General features: G+C 71.3%; 13 protein-coding genes. 3 read left to right on the top strand and 10 right to left on the bottom strand.

Annotated elements, in window-relative coordinates; translation table 11 throughout:
• Positions 1-144: 144 nt before the first annotated feature.
• Positions 145-2,598, bottom strand: coding sequence for a DNA helicase PcrA (gene pcrA, locus ABD151_RS20880; RefSeq protein ID WP_343996795.1), 2,454 nt, complete (start codon positions 2,596-2,598; stop codon positions 145-147).
• 13 nt (positions 2,599-2,611) lie between these two features.
• Positions 2,612-3,844 carry a GAF domain-containing protein gene (locus ABD151_RS20875; RefSeq protein WP_343996794.1) on the bottom strand — a complete coding sequence of 411 codons (1,233 nt, stop codon included), beginning with the start codon at positions 3,842-3,844 and terminating at the stop codon, positions 2,612-2,614.
• Positions 3,845-3,958: 114 nt separating this feature from the next.
• Here ABD151_RS20875 and ABD151_RS20870 point away from each other — a divergent pair, with 114 nt between their 5' ends.
• Positions 3,959-5,806, top strand: coding sequence for a flavin-containing monooxygenase (locus ABD151_RS20870; RefSeq protein ID WP_343996793.1), 1,848 nt, complete (start codon positions 3,959-3,961; stop codon positions 5,804-5,806).
• Between the two features lie 26 nt (positions 5,807-5,832).
• On the opposite strand, the gene ABD151_RS20865 is transcribed toward ABD151_RS20870, so the two are convergent.
• Genes ABD151_RS20865 through ABD151_RS20855 form a run of 3 tightly spaced genes read right to left on the bottom strand, consistent with a single transcriptional unit; the run spans position 5,833 to position 8,180 of the window.
• Positions 5,833-6,189, bottom strand: coding sequence for a hypothetical protein (locus tag ABD151_RS20865; RefSeq protein ID WP_343996792.1), 357 nt, complete (start codon positions 6,187-6,189; stop codon positions 5,833-5,835).
• Between the two features lie 60 nt (positions 6,190-6,249).
• Entirely contained in the window at positions 6,250-6,891 is a 642-nt protein-coding gene (locus tag ABD151_RS20860) for a LuxR C-terminal-related transcriptional regulator (protein ID WP_343996791.1), read from the bottom strand.
• Positions 6,888-8,180, bottom strand: coding sequence for an ATP-binding protein (locus tag ABD151_RS20855; RefSeq protein WP_343996790.1), 1,293 nt, complete (start codon positions 8,178-8,180; stop codon positions 6,888-6,890). Before ABD151_RS20855 ends, ABD151_RS20860 begins: the two co-directional genes overlap by 4 nt.
• 145 nt (positions 8,181-8,325) lie before the next feature.
• Between ABD151_RS20855 and ABD151_RS20850 the strand changes: the two genes are divergently transcribed.
• Positions 8,326-9,816, top strand: coding sequence for a PspC domain-containing protein (locus ABD151_RS20850; RefSeq protein ID WP_343996788.1), 1,491 nt, complete (start codon positions 8,326-8,328; stop codon positions 9,814-9,816).
• Positions 9,813-10,349, top strand: coding sequence for a hypothetical protein (locus tag ABD151_RS20845; RefSeq protein ID WP_343996787.1), 537 nt, complete (start codon positions 9,813-9,815; stop codon positions 10,347-10,349). The genes ABD151_RS20850 and ABD151_RS20845 overlap by 4 nt, the downstream gene beginning before the upstream one ends.
• 86 nt (positions 10,350-10,435) lie before the next feature.
• Here ABD151_RS20845 and ABD151_RS20840 read toward each other — a convergent pair whose 3' ends face one another.
• The 5 genes from ABD151_RS20840 to ABD151_RS20820 all read right to left on the bottom strand — a co-directional run bounded on the left by ABD151_RS20840 (position 10,436) and on the right by ABD151_RS20820 (position 16,484).
• A complete protein-coding gene (locus tag ABD151_RS20840; protein WP_343996786.1) occupies positions 10,436-11,842 on the bottom strand; it encodes an HNH endonuclease signature motif containing protein in 1,407 nt (468 codons plus the stop codon).
• Positions 11,843-11,914: 72 nt separating this feature from the next.
• A complete protein-coding gene (gene era, locus ABD151_RS20835) occupies positions 11,915-13,021 on the bottom strand; it encodes a GTPase Era (protein ID WP_425571952.1) in 1,107 nt (368 codons plus the stop codon).
• On the bottom strand, positions 13,014-13,787 hold the full coding sequence (locus ABD151_RS20830; RefSeq protein WP_343996785.1) for a siderophore-interacting protein: 774 nt from the start codon (positions 13,785-13,787) through the stop codon (positions 13,014-13,016). The genes era and ABD151_RS20830 overlap by 8 nt, the downstream gene beginning before the upstream one ends.
• Before the next feature lie 25 nt (positions 13,788-13,812).
• Positions 13,813-15,096 carry a class I SAM-dependent methyltransferase gene (locus ABD151_RS20825; RefSeq protein WP_343996784.1) on the bottom strand — a complete coding sequence of 428 codons (1,284 nt, stop codon included), beginning with the start codon at positions 15,094-15,096 and terminating at the stop codon, positions 13,813-13,815.
• A complete protein-coding gene (locus tag ABD151_RS20820; protein ID WP_343996783.1) occupies positions 15,093-16,484 on the bottom strand; it encodes an FAD-binding oxidoreductase in 1,392 nt (463 codons plus the stop codon). The genes ABD151_RS20825 and ABD151_RS20820 overlap by 4 nt, the downstream gene beginning before the upstream one ends.
• Positions 16,485-16,540 lie beyond the last annotated feature (56 nt).

Raw genomic sequence — 16,540 nt, 5'->3', positions numbered from 1 at the left:
TCGCGTCTCGGGCGACCCGGCGGATAGTCCCTGACGTTTTCGTGGTTCTGAGGCCCGAAAACCACGAAAACGTCAGGGACTATCTCCTACGTAGACGTCCAGAAGGTGCCACGGGGAGGCCGCGCGGCTGCTGCTGTCGGCCTCTCAGAGCTTCTCGACGGGGGCGTAGCGGAGCAGCAGCCGCTTCACGCCCTCGGAGCCGAAGTCGATCGAGGCCACGGACTTCTCCGCGGCGCCCTCGACGGCGACCACCGTGCCCATCCCGAAGGAGTCGTGGATGACCCGGTCACCGGCGGCCAGCGACGGGATCGGGCGCGACTTCTTCGCCTTGGTGGCGGCGTCCACGCGCGCGGCCGCGGCACCGAAGTTGCGGCGTCCGGCGGCGGTCGGCGAGCTGAAGTCGATCTTGGAGCCGCTGGAGTAGTCGGTGCGGTTCCAGCTGGTCTGCTGGGCCGCGGTGCGGCGCCAGTCGACCAGGTCGACCGGGAGCTCGTCGAGGAAGCGCGAGGCCGGGTTGTGCGCCGGTGCGCCCCACGCCGAGCGCATCACCGCACGCGACAGGTACAGCCGCTCCCGGGCGCGGGTCAGACCTACATAGGCCAACCGGCGCTCCTCCTCCAGCTCGGGCCTGTCCCCCAGCGAGCGCATGTGCGGGAAGACGCCGTCCTCCATGCCGGTGAGGAAGACCACCGGGAACTCCAGGCCCTTGGCGGTGTGCAGGGTCATCAGCGTCACCACGCCCTCGCCCGCCTCGCCGTCGGCGCCGTCCTCGGGGGCGTCCGGTATCTGGTCGGCATCGGCGACCAGCGCGACCCGCTCGAGGAAGTCCGCCAGGCCGGGCGTCTCGGTGCCCGCGACGGTGGCGCCCTCGTCGGCCGGGTCGGCAGACGGCCCGGCCACCGGGGAGTCGGAGAACTCCCGGGCCACCGCGACCAGCTCGGCCAGGTTCTCCAGCCGGGTCTCGTCCTGCGGGTCCTCGGAGGCCTCCAGCTCGGCCAGGTAGCCGCTGCGGTCCAGCACCGACTCCAGGACGACGTCCGGGCGCTCGCCGCCGGCGACCATCGAGCCGAGCTCCTCGAGCATCTCGACGAAGGGCTGGATCGACTTCAGGGACCGGGTGGCCACGCCGGGGGCCTCGTCGGCGCGCTGCAGCGCCGCGAAGAAGGTGATCCGCTCCCGCTCGGCGAAGGCGGCGACGCAGGCCTCGGCTCGATCGCCGATGCCGCGCTTGGGCGTGTTCAGGATCCGGCGCAGCGAGATCTCGTCCGACGGGTTGAGCAGCACCCGCAGGTAGGCGATCGCGTCGCGCACCTCCCGACGCTCGTAGAACCGGGTGCCACCGACCACCTTGTACGGCTGGCCGGTGCGGATGAAGGTCTCCTCGAAAATCCGCGACTGGGCGTTGGTGCGGTAGAAGACCGCGACGTCGCCGGCCCGCGCGTGCCCCTCGTCGGTGAGCTTGTCGATCTCGTCGGAGATGAACCGCGCCTCGTCACGCTCGTCGTCGGCCACGTAGCCGACGATCTTGGCGCCGTCGCCGGCGTCCGACCACAGCCGCTTCGCCCGGCGTCCGGCGTTGTTGCCGATCACCGCGTTGGCGGCGTTGAGGATCGTCTGGGTGGAGCGGTAGTTCTGCTCCAGCAGGATCGAGGTGGCGTTCGGGAAGTCCTGCTCGAAGTCGAGGATGTTGCGGATGTTCGCGCCGCGGAAGGCGTAGATCGACTGGTCGGCGTCACCGACCACCATCAGCTCGGAGGGCGGCACCCGCTCGCCGCTGGAGGAGAGGTCGGCATGGGCGTCGCCCTCCGGGTCCTCCGCGCAGAGCTGGTGGATCAGCGCGTACTGGGCGTGGTTGGTGTCCTGGTACTCGTCGACGAGCACGTGACGGAACCGGCGCCGATAGGTCTCCCGGACGTCGGGGAACTGCTGGAACAGGTGCACCGTCGTCATGATCAGGTCGTCGAAGTCGAGGGCGTTGGCCTCGCGGAGCCGGCGCTGGTAGTTGGCGTACGCCTGGGCGTAGGCCTCCTCGAAGGCGTTGCGGGCGTCCTTGGCCGCCTCGTCCGGGTCCTTCAGCTCGTTCTTGGCGTTCGAGACCCAGTTCAGCACCGCCCGCGGCTGGTAGCGCTTGGGGTCGAGGTTGAGGTCCTGGCAGACCAGCGTCATCAGCCGCTTGGAGTCGGCGGCGTCGTAGATGGAGAAGCCGGACTTGTAGCCGAGTCGCTCGATCTCCTTGCGCAGGATCCGCACGCACGAGGAGTGGAAGGTGGAGACCCACATGATCCGGGCCCGCTTGCCGACCAGATCCTCGACCCGCTCCTTCATCTCGGCCGCGGCCTTGTTGGTGAAGGTGATCGCCAGGATGGAGCCGGGATGCGCCTTGCGCTGCGAGATCAGCCAGGCGATCCGCCGGGTGAGGACGCGGGTCTTGCCGGAGCCCGCGCCCGCGACGACGAGCAGCGGTGCGCCCTCGTGCACGACGGCGGCACGCTGCGGCTCGTTGAGACCGTCCAGGAGATCTTCTGCGCTCAGGCGGGGCGTGCCGGCGCCGGAGGAGCCAGCACCCGCACCGGCGGGGATCGGAAACAGTGTGTCCATGCTGGCGCCAACCCTACGTGGCACCACCGACACGCAGAGCGGTGACCACCGGGGCGCTGGAGGTCGGCAGCAGCCGCCCCCGGTCCGCTGGCAGCACCAGGCTGACCTGGACCTGCGGCGCGATCCGGTAGGGCTGGGAGAGCACGGTCGCACCGACCGCACGCCGCAGCCGGGAGAGCTCGGCGCGGACGGTGACCACCTTGGCCGGGTCACCGAAGATCTCCTCGGCGAGGTCGCGGGCACAGCGGCCCTGCTCCCCCGCGCGGACCAGCGCCAGGAGCACCTCGGCATGGCGCAGGGAGAGCTTGTGCTCCCAGGCCCCGGCGTCTCCGCTGATCCGCAGCACCGGGGCGCTGCGCAGGTCGAGCTCCAGGCGTGCGGCGCCGGCACTCTCCGGCTCCGGGCGCAGCAGCCAGCCGTCGAGCAGCGGATCGGCGTGCACCCGCCCGAAGCCGGGCAGCCAGGTGTGCCCGGGCTCCATCCGCTCGGGGAGCACCACCCGCTGCGGGGCGACCAGACCAGAGGCCAGCGCCGGATGACCGTGGCGGTCCACCACCAGCGCCGGCCCGTCCAGGCGCGCGACCAGCACGGTGGCATGCACCCGGAGCCGGTCCAGGCGCGCACGCCGCTCCTCGGCCAGCTCCAGGCCGGCGACCCGGGCCGCCAGCTCCACCAGCCCGAGCTCGGCCGGGTGCAGGCCCCGGCTCGGCCCGCTGACGTCGACCGCGCCGAGCAGCCGACCGGAGTCCGGGTCGCGGACCGGGGCGGCCGCGCAGCCCCAGCCCATGTGCGACTCCGCGAAGTGCTCGGTGCCGCGGATCACCACGGGTGCGCCGAGCACCAGCGCGGTGCCGATGGCGTTGGTGCCGACATTGCCCTCCGACCAGGCCGAGCCGGGCACGAAGCCCAGCCGGTCGGCCCGATCACGCACCGCGCTGGTGCCGATCCGCCACAGCACCCGGCCCTCCAGGTCGCTGACCACCATCAGGTGGCCGGCCTCCAGCGCCGCGCCCAGCGCCCGGGTCATCGACGGCACCAGCGGCGCCAGCGCACTGGCCTCGCGGCGCCGCTCGATCTCCGCAAGACCCAGCGGGGCCAGCGCCGGCGCGCCCCCGGGATCCATGCCGCTGGCCCGGGCCCGCCGCCAGGAGGCCCGGATCTCCGCCCGCGGATGGCCGCCGGACTCCCGCAGCCCGCCGCCGTCCCCGGCCGCCGGGGAGGGTCTCGCCGCACCACTCGTCGTCATCGCTCCACTAGAGCAGGCAGCGGGTTGCGAGCACGTTGCAACCCCCTGCAACCCTCGCCACCGACCTGCCCCGCGTTGTGTCCTGCATCACATGACCCGAGGAGAGGCGGAGTGATGACTCAGACCATGGAACCCCAGCAGGAGCGCACGGCGAGCGAGCCCGGGCCGACCGCGACGCTCAGCCCCCAGGACCGCGTCGACCGTTGGCTGTCGGCCTTCGAGGACGCCCTCGGCGCCCGGGACGTCGAACGGGCGGTCTCGCTCTTCGCCGGCACCTGCTTCTGGCGCGACCTGGTCGCGTTCTCGTGGAACCTGACCACGGTGGAGAACCAGGACGGCGTCCGCGGACTGCTGCAGGCGACCCTGGAGCAGACGGCGCCCAGCACCTTCCGGACCTCCGAGGAGCCGACCGAGGAGGACGGCGTGATCACCGCGTGGATCACCTTCGAGACGGCGGTGGGCCGCGGCCGCGGCCTTCTCCGGCTGACCGACGAGGGCGCCTGGACCCTGCTCACCACGCTGTACGAGCTGAAGGGCCACGAGGAGCCGCTGCGCGAGGGACGCCCGATGGGGGCGGAGCACGGCGCGCGCAAGGACCGCACCAGCTGGAGTGAGCGGCGTGCCGCCGAGGACGCCGCGCTGGGCACCACGGTGCAGCCGGAGGTGCTGGTGATCGGCGGTGGCCAGGGCGGGATCGCGCTCGGCGCCCGGCTGCGCCAGCTCGGCGTCCCGGCGCTGGTGATCGACCGCTACGCCCGCCCCGGCGACCAGTGGCGCAGCCGCTACAAGTCGCTGTGCCTGCACGACCCGGTCTGGTACGACCACCTGCCCTACCTCAAGTTCCCGGAGAACTGGCCGGTCTTCGCTCCCAAGGACAAGGTCGCCGACTGGCTGGAGTTCTACACCAAGGTGATGGAGGTGCCCTACTGGTCGAGCACCACCGCGACCAGCGCCTCCTACGACGAGGCCACGGGCGAGTGGAGCGTCGAGATCGAGCGGGACGGTGTCGCGATGACGCTGCGGCCCCGGCAGCTGGTGCTGGCCACCGGGATGTCCGGCAAGCCGAACGTGCCGGTCTTCCCCGGCCAGGAGCTCTTCGCCGGCGAGCAGCACCACTCCTCGCAGCACCCCGGTCCGGACGCCTACACCGGCAAGAAGGTCGTGGTGATCGGCTCCAACAACTCGGCCTTCGACATCTGCGGAGCGCTGTGGGAGCACGACGCCGACGTGACCATGGTGCAGCGCTCCTCGACCCACATCGTGAAGAGCGACAGCCTGATGGAGATCGGTCTCGGCGCGCTCTACTCGGAGCAGGCGCTGGCGGCCGGGGTGACCACCGAGAAGGCGGACCTGATCTTCGCCTCGCTCCCCTACCGGATCATGCACGAGTTCCAGATCCCGCTGTACGAGCAGATGCGCGAGCGGGACAGCGACTTCTACGACCGCATGGAGCGGGCCGGCTTCGACCTCGATTGGGGCGACGACGGCTCGGGGCTCTTCCTCAAGTACCTGCGGCGCGGCTCCGGCTACTACATCGACGTCGGCGCCGCCGAGCTGGTGGCCGACGGCGAGGTGAAGCTGGCCAAGGGCGAGGTGGACCACCTCACCGAGCACTCCGTGGTGCTCGCCGACGGAACCGAGCTGGCTGCGGACCTGGTCGTCTACGCCACCGGGTACGGCTCGATGAACGGTTGGGCGGCGGACCTGATCAGCCAGGAGGTGGCGGACCGGGTCGGCAAGGTCTGGGGCCTCGGCTCGGAGACGACCAAGGACCCGGGGCCGTGGGAGGGCGAGCAGCGCAACATGTGGAAGCCCACCCAGCAGCCCGGGCTCTGGTTCCACGGCGGGAACCTGCACCAGTCACGGCACTACTCGCTCTACCTGGCGTTGCAGCTCAAGGCGCGCTACGAGGGCATCGCGACGCCGGTGCATGCGCTCGCGCCGGTCCACCATCTGGCGTGACCGGCGCGAACGCCTGACGGCTCGGCTCAGACGTGGGCCGACGACCAGAAGACGGCGACGGCGACGTTTACCACGGCGAGACCGAGGATGCTCCAGTACAGGGCGTCGGAGATCTTGGGCTTGCGGATGTTGGCCATCACCAGCGCCAGGATGACCAGTCCGACCAGCAGCTTGATGCCGACCTTGGTGTGGTTGAGGTCGCCGCCGTCGGCCTCGATCACGCCGACCACGGCCAGGCCGGCGAGGAACGCCAGGCCGGCGCCGTCACGCATCGGGGCGTTGACCACCTTGTCCTTCACGCCAGCCTGGGCCAGCAGCCCACCGATCAGCGCGGCGAAGCCGAGGATGTGCAGGAAGAGCAGGATCAGACGCAGGGTTTCCATGACCCGCATCTTACCGACAATGTGTCAGAACGGGGCTTCGGCGACCGCCGGCTGCATCGCTCAGAGCAGCCGACGGTCGCTCGCCCAGCGGGTCAGCTCGTGGCGCGAGGAGAGCTGCAGCTTGCGCAGCACCGAGGACATGTGGGTCTCCACCGTCTTCACCGAGATGAAGAGCTCCTTGGCGACCTCCTTGTAGGCGTAGCCACGGGCGATCAGCCGCATCACCTCCCGCTCGCGCTCGGTGAGCCGGTCGAGGTCCTCGTCCACCGCGGCGACGTCGATGGAGCCGGCGAACGCGTCCAGCACGAAGCCGGCCAGGCGCGGCGAGAAGACGGCGTCGCCGTCGGCGACCCGGACGATCGCGTCCACCAACTCGGGGCCGGTGATGGTCTTGGTGACGTAGCCCCGCGCGCCCCCGCGGATCGTGCCGATCACGTCCTCTGCGGCGTCGGAGACCGAGAGCGCCAGGAATCGGGTGTCGTGGGTGCCGAGCTGACGCATCACCTCGGCGCCGCCCCCGCCGGGCAGGTGCACGTCGAGCAGCACCACCTCGGGGCGGTGCTGGGTGATCGCGGCGACCGCGGTGGCGACGTCCTCGGCCTCCCCCAGGATCTCGACGGGGGTGCCCGGTTGCGCCTGCAGCTCGGCGCGGACGCCGGCCCGGAACATGGCGTGGTCGTCGACGATCACGACAGTGGTCATTTCTGCTCCTCCAGTGGCATCTTCAGCACGACCTCGGTTCCCTCGCCCGGGGCCGAGCGGATCTCGGCCTGGCCGCCGTGACGCTCCATCCGGCCCACGATGCTGCCACGGACGCCCTGGCGGTCCTCGGCGACGTCGTCGAGCACGAAGCCTGCGCCGCGGTCCTTGACGTAGACCTCGACCCGGTCGGGGGTGACCTCGGCGAAGACGTCGATCTTGGGCACCCCCGCGTGACGGGCCGCGTTCGCCATCGCCTCGCGGGCGGCGCGGACCACCGGAGCGATCTGCTCGCTCAACGCCACGTCGCCCACGGTCACCGTCTCGACGACGACGTGGTGGGTGTCCTCGACCTCGGCGGCGACCGCGCGCAGGGCTGCGGCCAGGGTCTCGCCGTCGGTGGTCTGCTCGGCGAAGAGCCAGGAGCGCAGGTCACGCTCCTGGCTGCGGGCGAGACGGCCGACCATCGCCGGATCGGCGGCGTTCTTCTGGATCAGCGCCAGTGTCTGCAGCACCGAGTCGTGCAGGTGCGCCGCCATGTCGGCGCGCTCCTGGCTGCGCACCCGCTCGGCACGCTCGTCGGCGAGGTCGGAGGCCATCCGGATCAGCCAGGGACCGACGGTGAGGGCCAGCCCGATGATGCTGAGCAGTCCGGCGGCGATCACCGCACTGGTGCCGTTGCTGGCACCGTTGGTGAAGGCGAAGACCAGCAGGGCCACCACGATCAGCGCCCCACCGGCGATCAGTCGGGTCCAGGACGCCCAGCCGCCGCTGCCGACCAGCGCCCGGAGCGGATCGATGCGCTGGGTGGTGTCGAGCCACCGGTCGCGCTGCGCCTCGTCGGCCTGGCGCCAGATCAGGGCCACGCCGCCGATCCCGATCACCACCGGCCAGAACAGCGCGCCCGGGCCGAAGGCGGTCTCCGCCGCGAGCACGAAGCCGACGCCGAGCGCGGCCAGCGCGATGGTCGGCCCGATGTCACCGATCCGGCGGGCCCGGCCGGGACGCTTGCCGGTGCGTGCCGCACTGGCCAGGCCGGGTGCGTCGTCGGCGAACCGTTCGTCGGTGGGCAGCACCAGCCACAGGGCGGCGTAGAACGCGATGCCCAGCCCGCCGAGGACGGCGGTCAGCACGAACCCGAGCCGCACCCACAGCACCGGCAGGCCGAGGTGCTCGGCGAGCCCCGAGGCGACGCCGGCCAGGTAGGTGTCGCTGGTGTTGCGGGTGGCACGCCGGACGTCGCGGGGCGCGCCGGGCGCCCGCCCGGGCACTGCGGACGAGGGTGTGGTCATGATGGCCTCATCGTCACACAGTCACGAAGGCCCCAACCATGAGGAACCACCCCGAGTCGACCCTGAGGCGCATCAGGGTCGGACGGCGCCGAATCAGGGGCGTCCCCGATGGTGGATCGGGCCGGAAGACGGAACGCTGGAGGACATGAACGAGACCACTCCCGGCGGCGGGACAGATGCCCCGCAGCAGCCGTCCCCAGGCCCCGGCCCCTACCACGGGGGCCCGCGCGTCAGTCGCGACGAGATGCGCGATCTGAGCCGCTTGCGTCGCACCGTCGACGACAAGTACGTCGCGGGCGTGGCCGGCGGCATCGCCCGGCACCTGGACATCGACCCGGTGATCGTGCGGGTCGCATTCGTGGTGCTCACCTTCTTCGGCGGCGCCGGGCTGATCGTCTATGGCGCCTGCTGGCTGCTGGTTCCCGAGGACGGCAGCGACAGCGCCCCGTTCGACCTCGACGTCCGCTCGCGGACGATCGCGCTGGTGGCGGTCGGCGCCCTGGCCGGGCTGGCGATGGTCGGCGACCTCTTCGGCGAGGGACCGGGCAGCTGGATCGCCTGGCCGCTGGTGGTGATCGGAGCGATCGCCTGGTTCGTGCTCTCGCGTCGTGACCGGCGACGGGCCCAGATGGCCGGGCAGGGCTTCGGGATGGGGCCGGGCATGGGACCTGGCATGGCACCCGGCATGGCACCCGGCATGGGCATGCACGGGATGGGCATGCACGGGGGCGGCGCGCACGGCGTCGGCGCGCAGGGCGTCGGGCACGCCTGGGGCGCCCCGCCGCCGGCCGGCGCACCGGGAGCTGCTCCGGGCACTGCTCCGGGCGCGCCTGCGGGGACGCCGACGGTTGCCGGCACCCCACCCACGCCTCCGCCGAGCCCCGCCCAGTGGGCGGCCGACTACACGGCGTACCAGAAGTCCGTGGCGTACGAGAAGGCGCACGCGGCCAGCGGCTACCGGCCGGCGGCGCCCGGCTACCAGGCTCCGCCTCCCGGCTATCAGAGCGCCCCGCCGATGCGTCGTCCGCGGGATCCGCGCAAGCGCGGCCCGATCCTGTTCTGGTTCACGATGGCGCTGGTCGCCCTCTCGCTGGGCACGCTCGGCATCGTCGACGGCGCCGGTGCGGACGTCGCCGGCTCCGCGTACCCGGCCCTGGCACTCGGCGTGACCGCCCTGATGCTGGTGATCGGCTCGTTCTTCGGACGCGCCGGTGGGCTGATCCCGATCGGACTGATCCTGGCGGTGGTGTTGGCCGTCGCCACGGTCGCCGACCGGTTCGACGGTGACCAGACCACGCACGCACCCACCTCCGCCTCCCAGGTGCAGGACCACTACGAGATGGGCATCGGCGAGATGGTGGTGGACCTGACCGGGGTGACCGACCTCGAGGGCCTGGACGGACGGCGGATCAGGGTCGAGGGCGACGTCGGCGAGCTGCGGGTGATCGTCCCGACGGGCATCGACCTCGGTGTCGATGCGTGGATCTCCGGGCCTGGCGAGATCAAGGCGCTCGGCCAGACCCAGAGCGGCTGGAACGTGAGCCTGAGCGCCAACCAGGACCGCGGTGCGGTGAAGCCGCGCATGGAGCTCGACCTGGACCTCGACTTCGGCGCGATCGAGGTGGTGACCCGATGAACGAGAACCCGAGGAACGACGTGAACGACAACGACGACGCGAACCGCTCCGACGACGTGAACGGAACGGACGACGTGACCAGCCCCGACTCACCGGCCGGCACCGACGACGCCGCCGGCCGGGGCGACGCGGCGACGCCGCTGGACGACACCGCACCGGTCACCGGACTCCCCTACCAGCCGGCGCCTGCGGCACGGTCCTCCGCGACCGAGGACGAGGCCTTGGACGACGCGGCGGTGGACGCCACGGCAGCCGACTCCCCCGAACCGGCCACCTCCTGGCTGCCCAACGATGCTGCCGAGGAGCCGGTCTCCACCTCGTGGCGGCACCCGGTCAACGTGGGGCACCTGGTGATGGGCGTGGCGTTCGCCGGGCTGGTGCTGGTGTGGGCGCTGATCACCAGCGATGCGGTCGCCGACGACGAGATCCGGTGGCTGATGCCGCTCCCGTGGGTGGCTGCCGGCGCCCTCGGCCTGGTGGCGACCACGTGGTCGAACCTGCGCGCACGCAAGGCGCGCGAGCTCCGCTACTGAGCCCCGCGGCTACGCAGGCAGGCCTCTTCCCCCGGTGACCCTACGGTTCCGGGGGAAGAGGCCTTCGTGCTCACGCACGCTCGTGCTCAGCCGAGCTCGACGGTGCCGAAGCTCGTGACCAGCCAGGTGCGGCCGTGCTTGTTGGTCCAGGTGTAGGTGCCGTCGCGGTTGCGGACGTAGCGCCAGCCGGCGAAGGTCTTGGCGAGGTGGTGGCGCCGGCACAGCGGGGCCAGGTTCTCGGGTCTGGTTTGGCCCGGTGGGCCACGCAGCTCGTTGGTACCAGCGTCGTAGGGATCGATGTGGTCGAGGTCCGCGTCGGCCGAAGAGTGAGTGCAGTGCGGGAAGACGCAGCGCGGGTCGCGAAGCCGGACCTGCTCGGCCATCCACTGTGGTGGGTCGTGCCGGTCGACGGATCCGGTGCGGTTGAGGTCGATCACCGGCGTGATGCTGGCGATGGAGCCGTGCCGCTTCAGCCAGTCGGTGAGTTGCTCGACGAGGATCGGCCCGAGGCGGTCGGTGTCGGCGAGGGTGAGGTCGTCGGTGCCGAAGAGGTCGGCCAGCGTGGTGTGCACGAACACCCGCAGTGCCCGGCCCTTGCGACGCCCTTGCGCCACCGTCTCGCTTGCCGTACCACCGGTTGCACCGGCAGCGCCATCAGAGTGGTTGCCGTGGCCGCGGTGGTCGAGACCGTCGTAGTCCAGCGTGCCTTGCGCCTCCGCGATGCTGCCGAGCGCCTTGGCCTTGCGTTGGCACAGGGTGTCGGTGTCACCCGCGCGCTTCAGCTTCTCCGCCTCGTCGCAGACGAGGTCGTGGAACCGCGCCAGGTCCAGTGAGTCACCCACGACGTCCAAGGTGGAGGTTCCCGAGGCGGCACCGTCGGGCCCGTAGCGGTGGTTCAACTGCACGTCCCAGTCGGCCTTGGTGAGCGGGCCGTTCTTGTCGCGGACCAACTCCGGGTGGAACTTCGTCACCGCCATCGCCAGCACCCGTTCGATGGTGGGCCAGCCGTAGCGTTCGCCGTCCGCGAGGGTCTGGTCGAACCAGGCAGCGGCTTCACGGGAGAGCTTGCGGGTGAGCTCCGCGACCCGGCGGGCCTTCCAGCCGGGGACTTCCAGCAGCTCGACCTGCGCCCACAACAGCGGGAGGCGGTCGTACAGGTCCAACGCGTCGGCCAGCAGCGACAACGCCCCGTACCGGGAGATGCCAGAGGCGGCAGCGAACTCCTCAGCCGCGAACGCCGCCACCGCCGGCGTCCCCTCCCCACCCAAGAAGTCGTCCAGATCAAGAGACGCGAACGCGGCGTCGTCACACCACGAAGCAGCCGAACCCCCAGAAACCACCGGGTTGAGCACGCACCACTGGTGCGCCAACCGCAGCTGCCGCCGCGCCGCCCTCAATGAGCGCATCCGGTCCTGAGAGATCACCGCAAGCAGACACCCCGCGTCGAGGTCACTGACCTCATACGGGGTGTGCGTGGCGTCGATCTCGATCATGAGACCACCGTCGCAGGAGGGTCCGACACAAACACCCGGACCAGGGCGCCCGCCTCGACGCCCCGCCGACTCCTAGAAGCCGAGCCGGCGCAGCTGGCGCGGGTCGCGCTGCCAGTCCTTGGCGACCTTGACGTGCAGGTCGAGGTAGACCGGCGTGCCGAGCATCGCCTCGATCTGCTTGCGGGCGGCCGAGCCGACCTCACGCAGGCGCGAGCCCTTGTGGCCGATCACGATCCCCTTCTGGGAGTCGCGCTCGACGAACAGGTTGGCGTGGATGTCCAGCAGCGGCTTGTCCTTGGGCCGGTTCTCGCGCAGCTCCATCTCCTCGACGACCACCGCGATCGAGTGCGGGAGCTCGTCGCGCACGCCCTCCAGGGCGGCCTCGCGGATCAGCTCGGCGGCGATGATCTGCTCGGGGGCGTCGGTCAGGTCGCCGTCCGGGTAGAGCGGCGGGCCCTCCGGCATCAGGCCGAGCAGGAGGTCGGAGAGCAGTGAGACCTGGTCGCCGCTGACCGCGGAGACCGGGACGATCTCGGCCCACTCGGTGCCGGTCTCGCGCCCCAGCTCGGCGATGGAGAGCAGGTGCTCGCCGAGCTGCTCGGGGGTGACCAGGTCGGTCTTGGTGGCCACCGCGAGCCGGATCGAGCGGCGCACCTTGGAGAGCTCGTTGACGATGAACCGGTCACCGGGGCCGATCTTCTCGTTGGCCGGGAAGCAGACCGCGACCACGTCGACCTCCGACCAGGTGGCCATCACCAGGTCGTTGAGGCGCTCGCCGAGCAGGGTGCGCGGACGGTGCAGTCCGGGGGTGTCGACCAGGATCAGCTGACCGTCGGGACGGTGCACGATGCCGCGCACCACGGTGCGGGTGGTCTGCGGACGCGAGGAGGTGATCACGATCTTGGTGCCCACCAACGCGTTGGTCAGCGTGGACTTGCCGGCGTTGGGGCGCCCGACGAAGGACGCGAAGCCGCTGCGGTGCCCTTCCGGGATGTCGATGGAGAACCCGGTCGCCTCCGCGTTGGCCAGACCCGAGTAGTCGAATTCGTCGTCGAACTCGTCCTCGTCGTCCTCGTCGAACTCGTCGAGCTCGTCCTCCTCAAGCTCCTCCGGCTCCTCGAGGACAGGCTCCTGCTGCGCAGCGTCCTCGTGCGCGGGGTCCTCGTGCGGCTCAGTCATCGCTCTTCTCTCGTGCTGCGTCGTAGTCCGCCCAGATCTCCTGGTCGGTCTTGCCGGCGGCCTTGCCGGCGCGGTAGATGGGGCCCGGGTCGACGGCGCGCGGCTGTCGCCCGGCCGTGGCCCGCCAGTACCCCATCACGTCGTAGTGGGTGCTGGGCAGCTTGCGCTCGCGCATCAGGTGCTTGCGGATCGCCCGCATCTGCGCGGACTCCCCCGCCATCCAGAAGTAGCCCGGACCCTCGGGCCAGTCCAGCGCCTCGACGGCTGCGGCCAACCCCTCGCCGTGCCCGGCGCTCCAGTGCACCGTGACGCCGTCCGGCAGGTAGCCGGCCAACGGCTCCGGGGTCTCGGCGACCACGGTGATCGGCAGCCCGGGGTGCTCCTCACAGATGCGCGCCATCGCCGGCATCGCGGTGAGGTCGCCGACCAGCAGCAGCCACTCGACGTCCGCGGGCAGCAGGAAGGAGCCCTTCGCATCGGTGATGGTGACCTCGTCGCCGACGCAGTCCCCGCCGGCCCACTCGGTGACCAGGCCGACGTCGTGCACGACCACGTCGAGGGTCAGCTCACCGTGGTCGAGCCGGCGCACCGTGTAGTAGCGGCTCTGGAACTGCCCGGGCACGATCAGGCCGACCCATTCGTCGGCGATGCCGGTGCTGGTCAGGGTGCGCAGGCCCTCGCCGCCGAGGCGCAGCCGCACCAGATGCTCGGACAACTGCTCACGGTGCAGCACGGTCGCGCTGTGCTGGAGGGCCCTGGTGCTCACCGGTCAAGGCTACCGGGCCACCGGCCTAGGCCTGCCAGTCGGGACGCATCGGGAAGCCGCTGCGACCGTCCGCGTGGTTGCGGGTGGCCAGCACGTGGTGCAGCTCGATCTCGCCACGCTCGAAGGCGATCCGCGACCCGGCCATGTACAGCCCCCAGACCCGGGCCGTGCCCTCGCCCACCTCCGCCACGCACTCGTCCCAGTTCGCCTCCAGGTTCGCGCACCAGCCGGCCAGGGTCCGCGCATAGTGCAACCGCAGGTTCTCGGTGTGCTGCACCTCCAGTCCGGCATCCTGGGCCGCGCTCACGATGGTCCCCGACCCGGTCAGCTCGCCGTCTGGGAAGACGTAGCGGTCGATGAACGCACCGGTCTGGGTGGGCCGGTTGTCGGCGCGGGTGATGCAGTGGTTGAGCAGCCGCCCGCCGGGCTTGAGCCGACTGCGCAGGAACTCGAAGTAGGCCGGATAGTTGCTGACCCCGATGTGCTCGGTCAGGCCGATCGAGCTGACCGCGTCGAAGCGCTGCTCCACCACCTCGCGGTAGTCGAGGTGGCGCACCTCGGCCAGGTCGCCCAGCCCCTCGGCGTCGATCCGCTCCTTGGCCCACAGCGCCTGTTCGAGGGAGAGCGTCACCCCCAGCACCCGGACGCCGTACTCGCGCGCCGCGTGCCGCACCATCCCGCCCCAGCCGCAGCCGACGTCGAGCAGCCGCTGCCCCGGTTGCAGGGCGAGCTTCTGGCAGATCAGGTCGTACTTGGCGGCCTGCGCCTCCTCGAGCGTCGCCTCCGGCGTCGGGTAGAGCGCGCAGGTGTAGGTCATCGACGGGCCGAGCACCAGCTCGTAGAACCGGTTGGAGACGTCGTAGTGGTGGGAGATCACCTCGGCGTCGCGGGCCATCGAGTGCCGCAGCCCCTCCACCGCCCGGCGCCAGCGCGGGAGGTGCTCCTGCGGCGGGGGCGGCGGTGGCTTGAGGTGGGTGATGCCGAGGCCGCGCACCAGGCGCAGCGCCTCGCCCATGCTGGGCCGGCGGAACTGCAGGTGCCGTTGCAGCTCCAGCATCGCGGCGTACGGATCGCCGGGGTGGACGCCCTCGATGTCCAGGTCACCGCTGACGTAGGCACGGGCCATGCCGAGGTCGCCGGGCGCGGTCATGATGTAGGAGAGGCCACGCTCGTTGAGCAGATGCAGCCCGATCTCGGCGTCCGGCGGCCCGGCTGTGCTGCCGTCGTAGGCCCGGAACCGCAACGGCATCCCGTCGCGCAGCAACGAGGCGACCGCGTCGCCGATGGTGATCGGAGTGGTACTGCTCATTGTCGTCGCACCGCCTTGTCGTAGAGCGAGGTCAACCTGGCCTCAGGGTCGTAGCGCTCCTTGACGGCGGCGAGATGGTCGCCGTCGTAGAGACGATCGAAGGTGTCGCGGTCGTAGAACGCCTCGGAGTAGAGGGACTTGTGGCCGCCCAACTCCTGCAGACGCGCCTCGATCGCCCGGTTGCGCGGCGCGTCGGCGGCGTCCGGGCCGACCGGGACGGTGCCCCAGAAGCCCACATTGACGTAGGTGACACCGGGGTCGAGCGGGTAGGTGGGCCAGGGCCGCTGCTCCCCCGCCGAGCCGTTGCGCAACCGCAACGGACAGAGCCAGACCGGCCGCATGCCGACGGCGTCGTCGAACCAGGTCAGGAACTCGGCGAGCCGGTCGACGGGGACCTCGACGTCCTGGATCACCCGTTCGCGCTGTGGCCGGCCACGCCAGCGGTCGAGCCGGTCGACGACGCCGTAGCGCCGCTCCCAGGCGACCAACCGGTGGTAGACGTCGGAGCGCCGGTAGCGGCGCGGCCAGAGTCGCCGGATCCGCGGGTTGTGCAGCCCGAAGGCGCCTGAGCACCAGAACCAGTCGGTGTCCCAGCGCCAGAGATAGTCGTGCACCGAGAGCAGGTCGCGCTCCTGGTGCTGCAGCGAGGCGTAGTAGATCTCGCTGCCGGTGTAGTCGCTGCGCGGCTCGTTGGGCCCGGCCTCCTCCCAGCGGGCCAGGGTCAGGTAGAGCTCGTCGGGGCTGAAGGCGACGCCGTCCAGCCCATCGACCCGCTCACCCTCCCAGCGCGCCGAGCCGGCGATCTCGGCGACCGCCTTGGCCAGCTGCGCGGGATCGTCGAAGCGGAGGTGCCGCAGCCGCACCGCGTTCGGCACCGGCTCCAGCGAGATCCTGAGCCGGGTGGCATAGCCGAGCGAGCCGTAGGAGTTCGGGAAGGCGGCGAACAGGTCGGCGGTGTCGCCCTCGGGTCGGGCGGTGACGATCTCGCCGGCCCCGGTGAGGATGTCCATCTCCAGCACCGACTCGTGCGGCAGGCCGTTGCGGAAGCTGGTCGCCTCGATCCCGAGCCCGGTGACGGCGCCGCCGAGGGTGATCGTGCGCAGCTGCGGCACCACGAACGGGATCAGCCCGTACGGCAGGGTGGCGGCGACCAGGTCCTCGTAGGTGCACATGCCCTGGACCTCGGCGGTCTGGCTGACCGGGTCGACGTCGATCACGCCGGCCAGGCCGGAGACGTCCAGCCCCGGGGTGAGCCGGGCGTCGCGCGGCCGGAAGAGGTTGGAGGTGCGCTTGGCCAGCCGCACCGGCTGGTCCGGCGCGATCGCCGCATACGAGGTCAGCAGCCGGTCGACGGCCGCTCGATGTTGGCTCCACCCCTGGGAGGTCACGCCCCCAACGTAGCGCCCCCGGCGGACCGAAGGCCAGAGGTTTTATCTGCGTGATG

It is taken from the genome of Nocardioides dubius (assembly GCF_039528155.1).
Taxonomy (GTDB): Bacteria; Actinomycetota; Actinomycetes; order Propionibacteriales; family Nocardioidaceae; genus Nocardioides; species Nocardioides dubius.
This window is presented reverse-complemented; position numbering and strand designations above follow the sequence as displayed.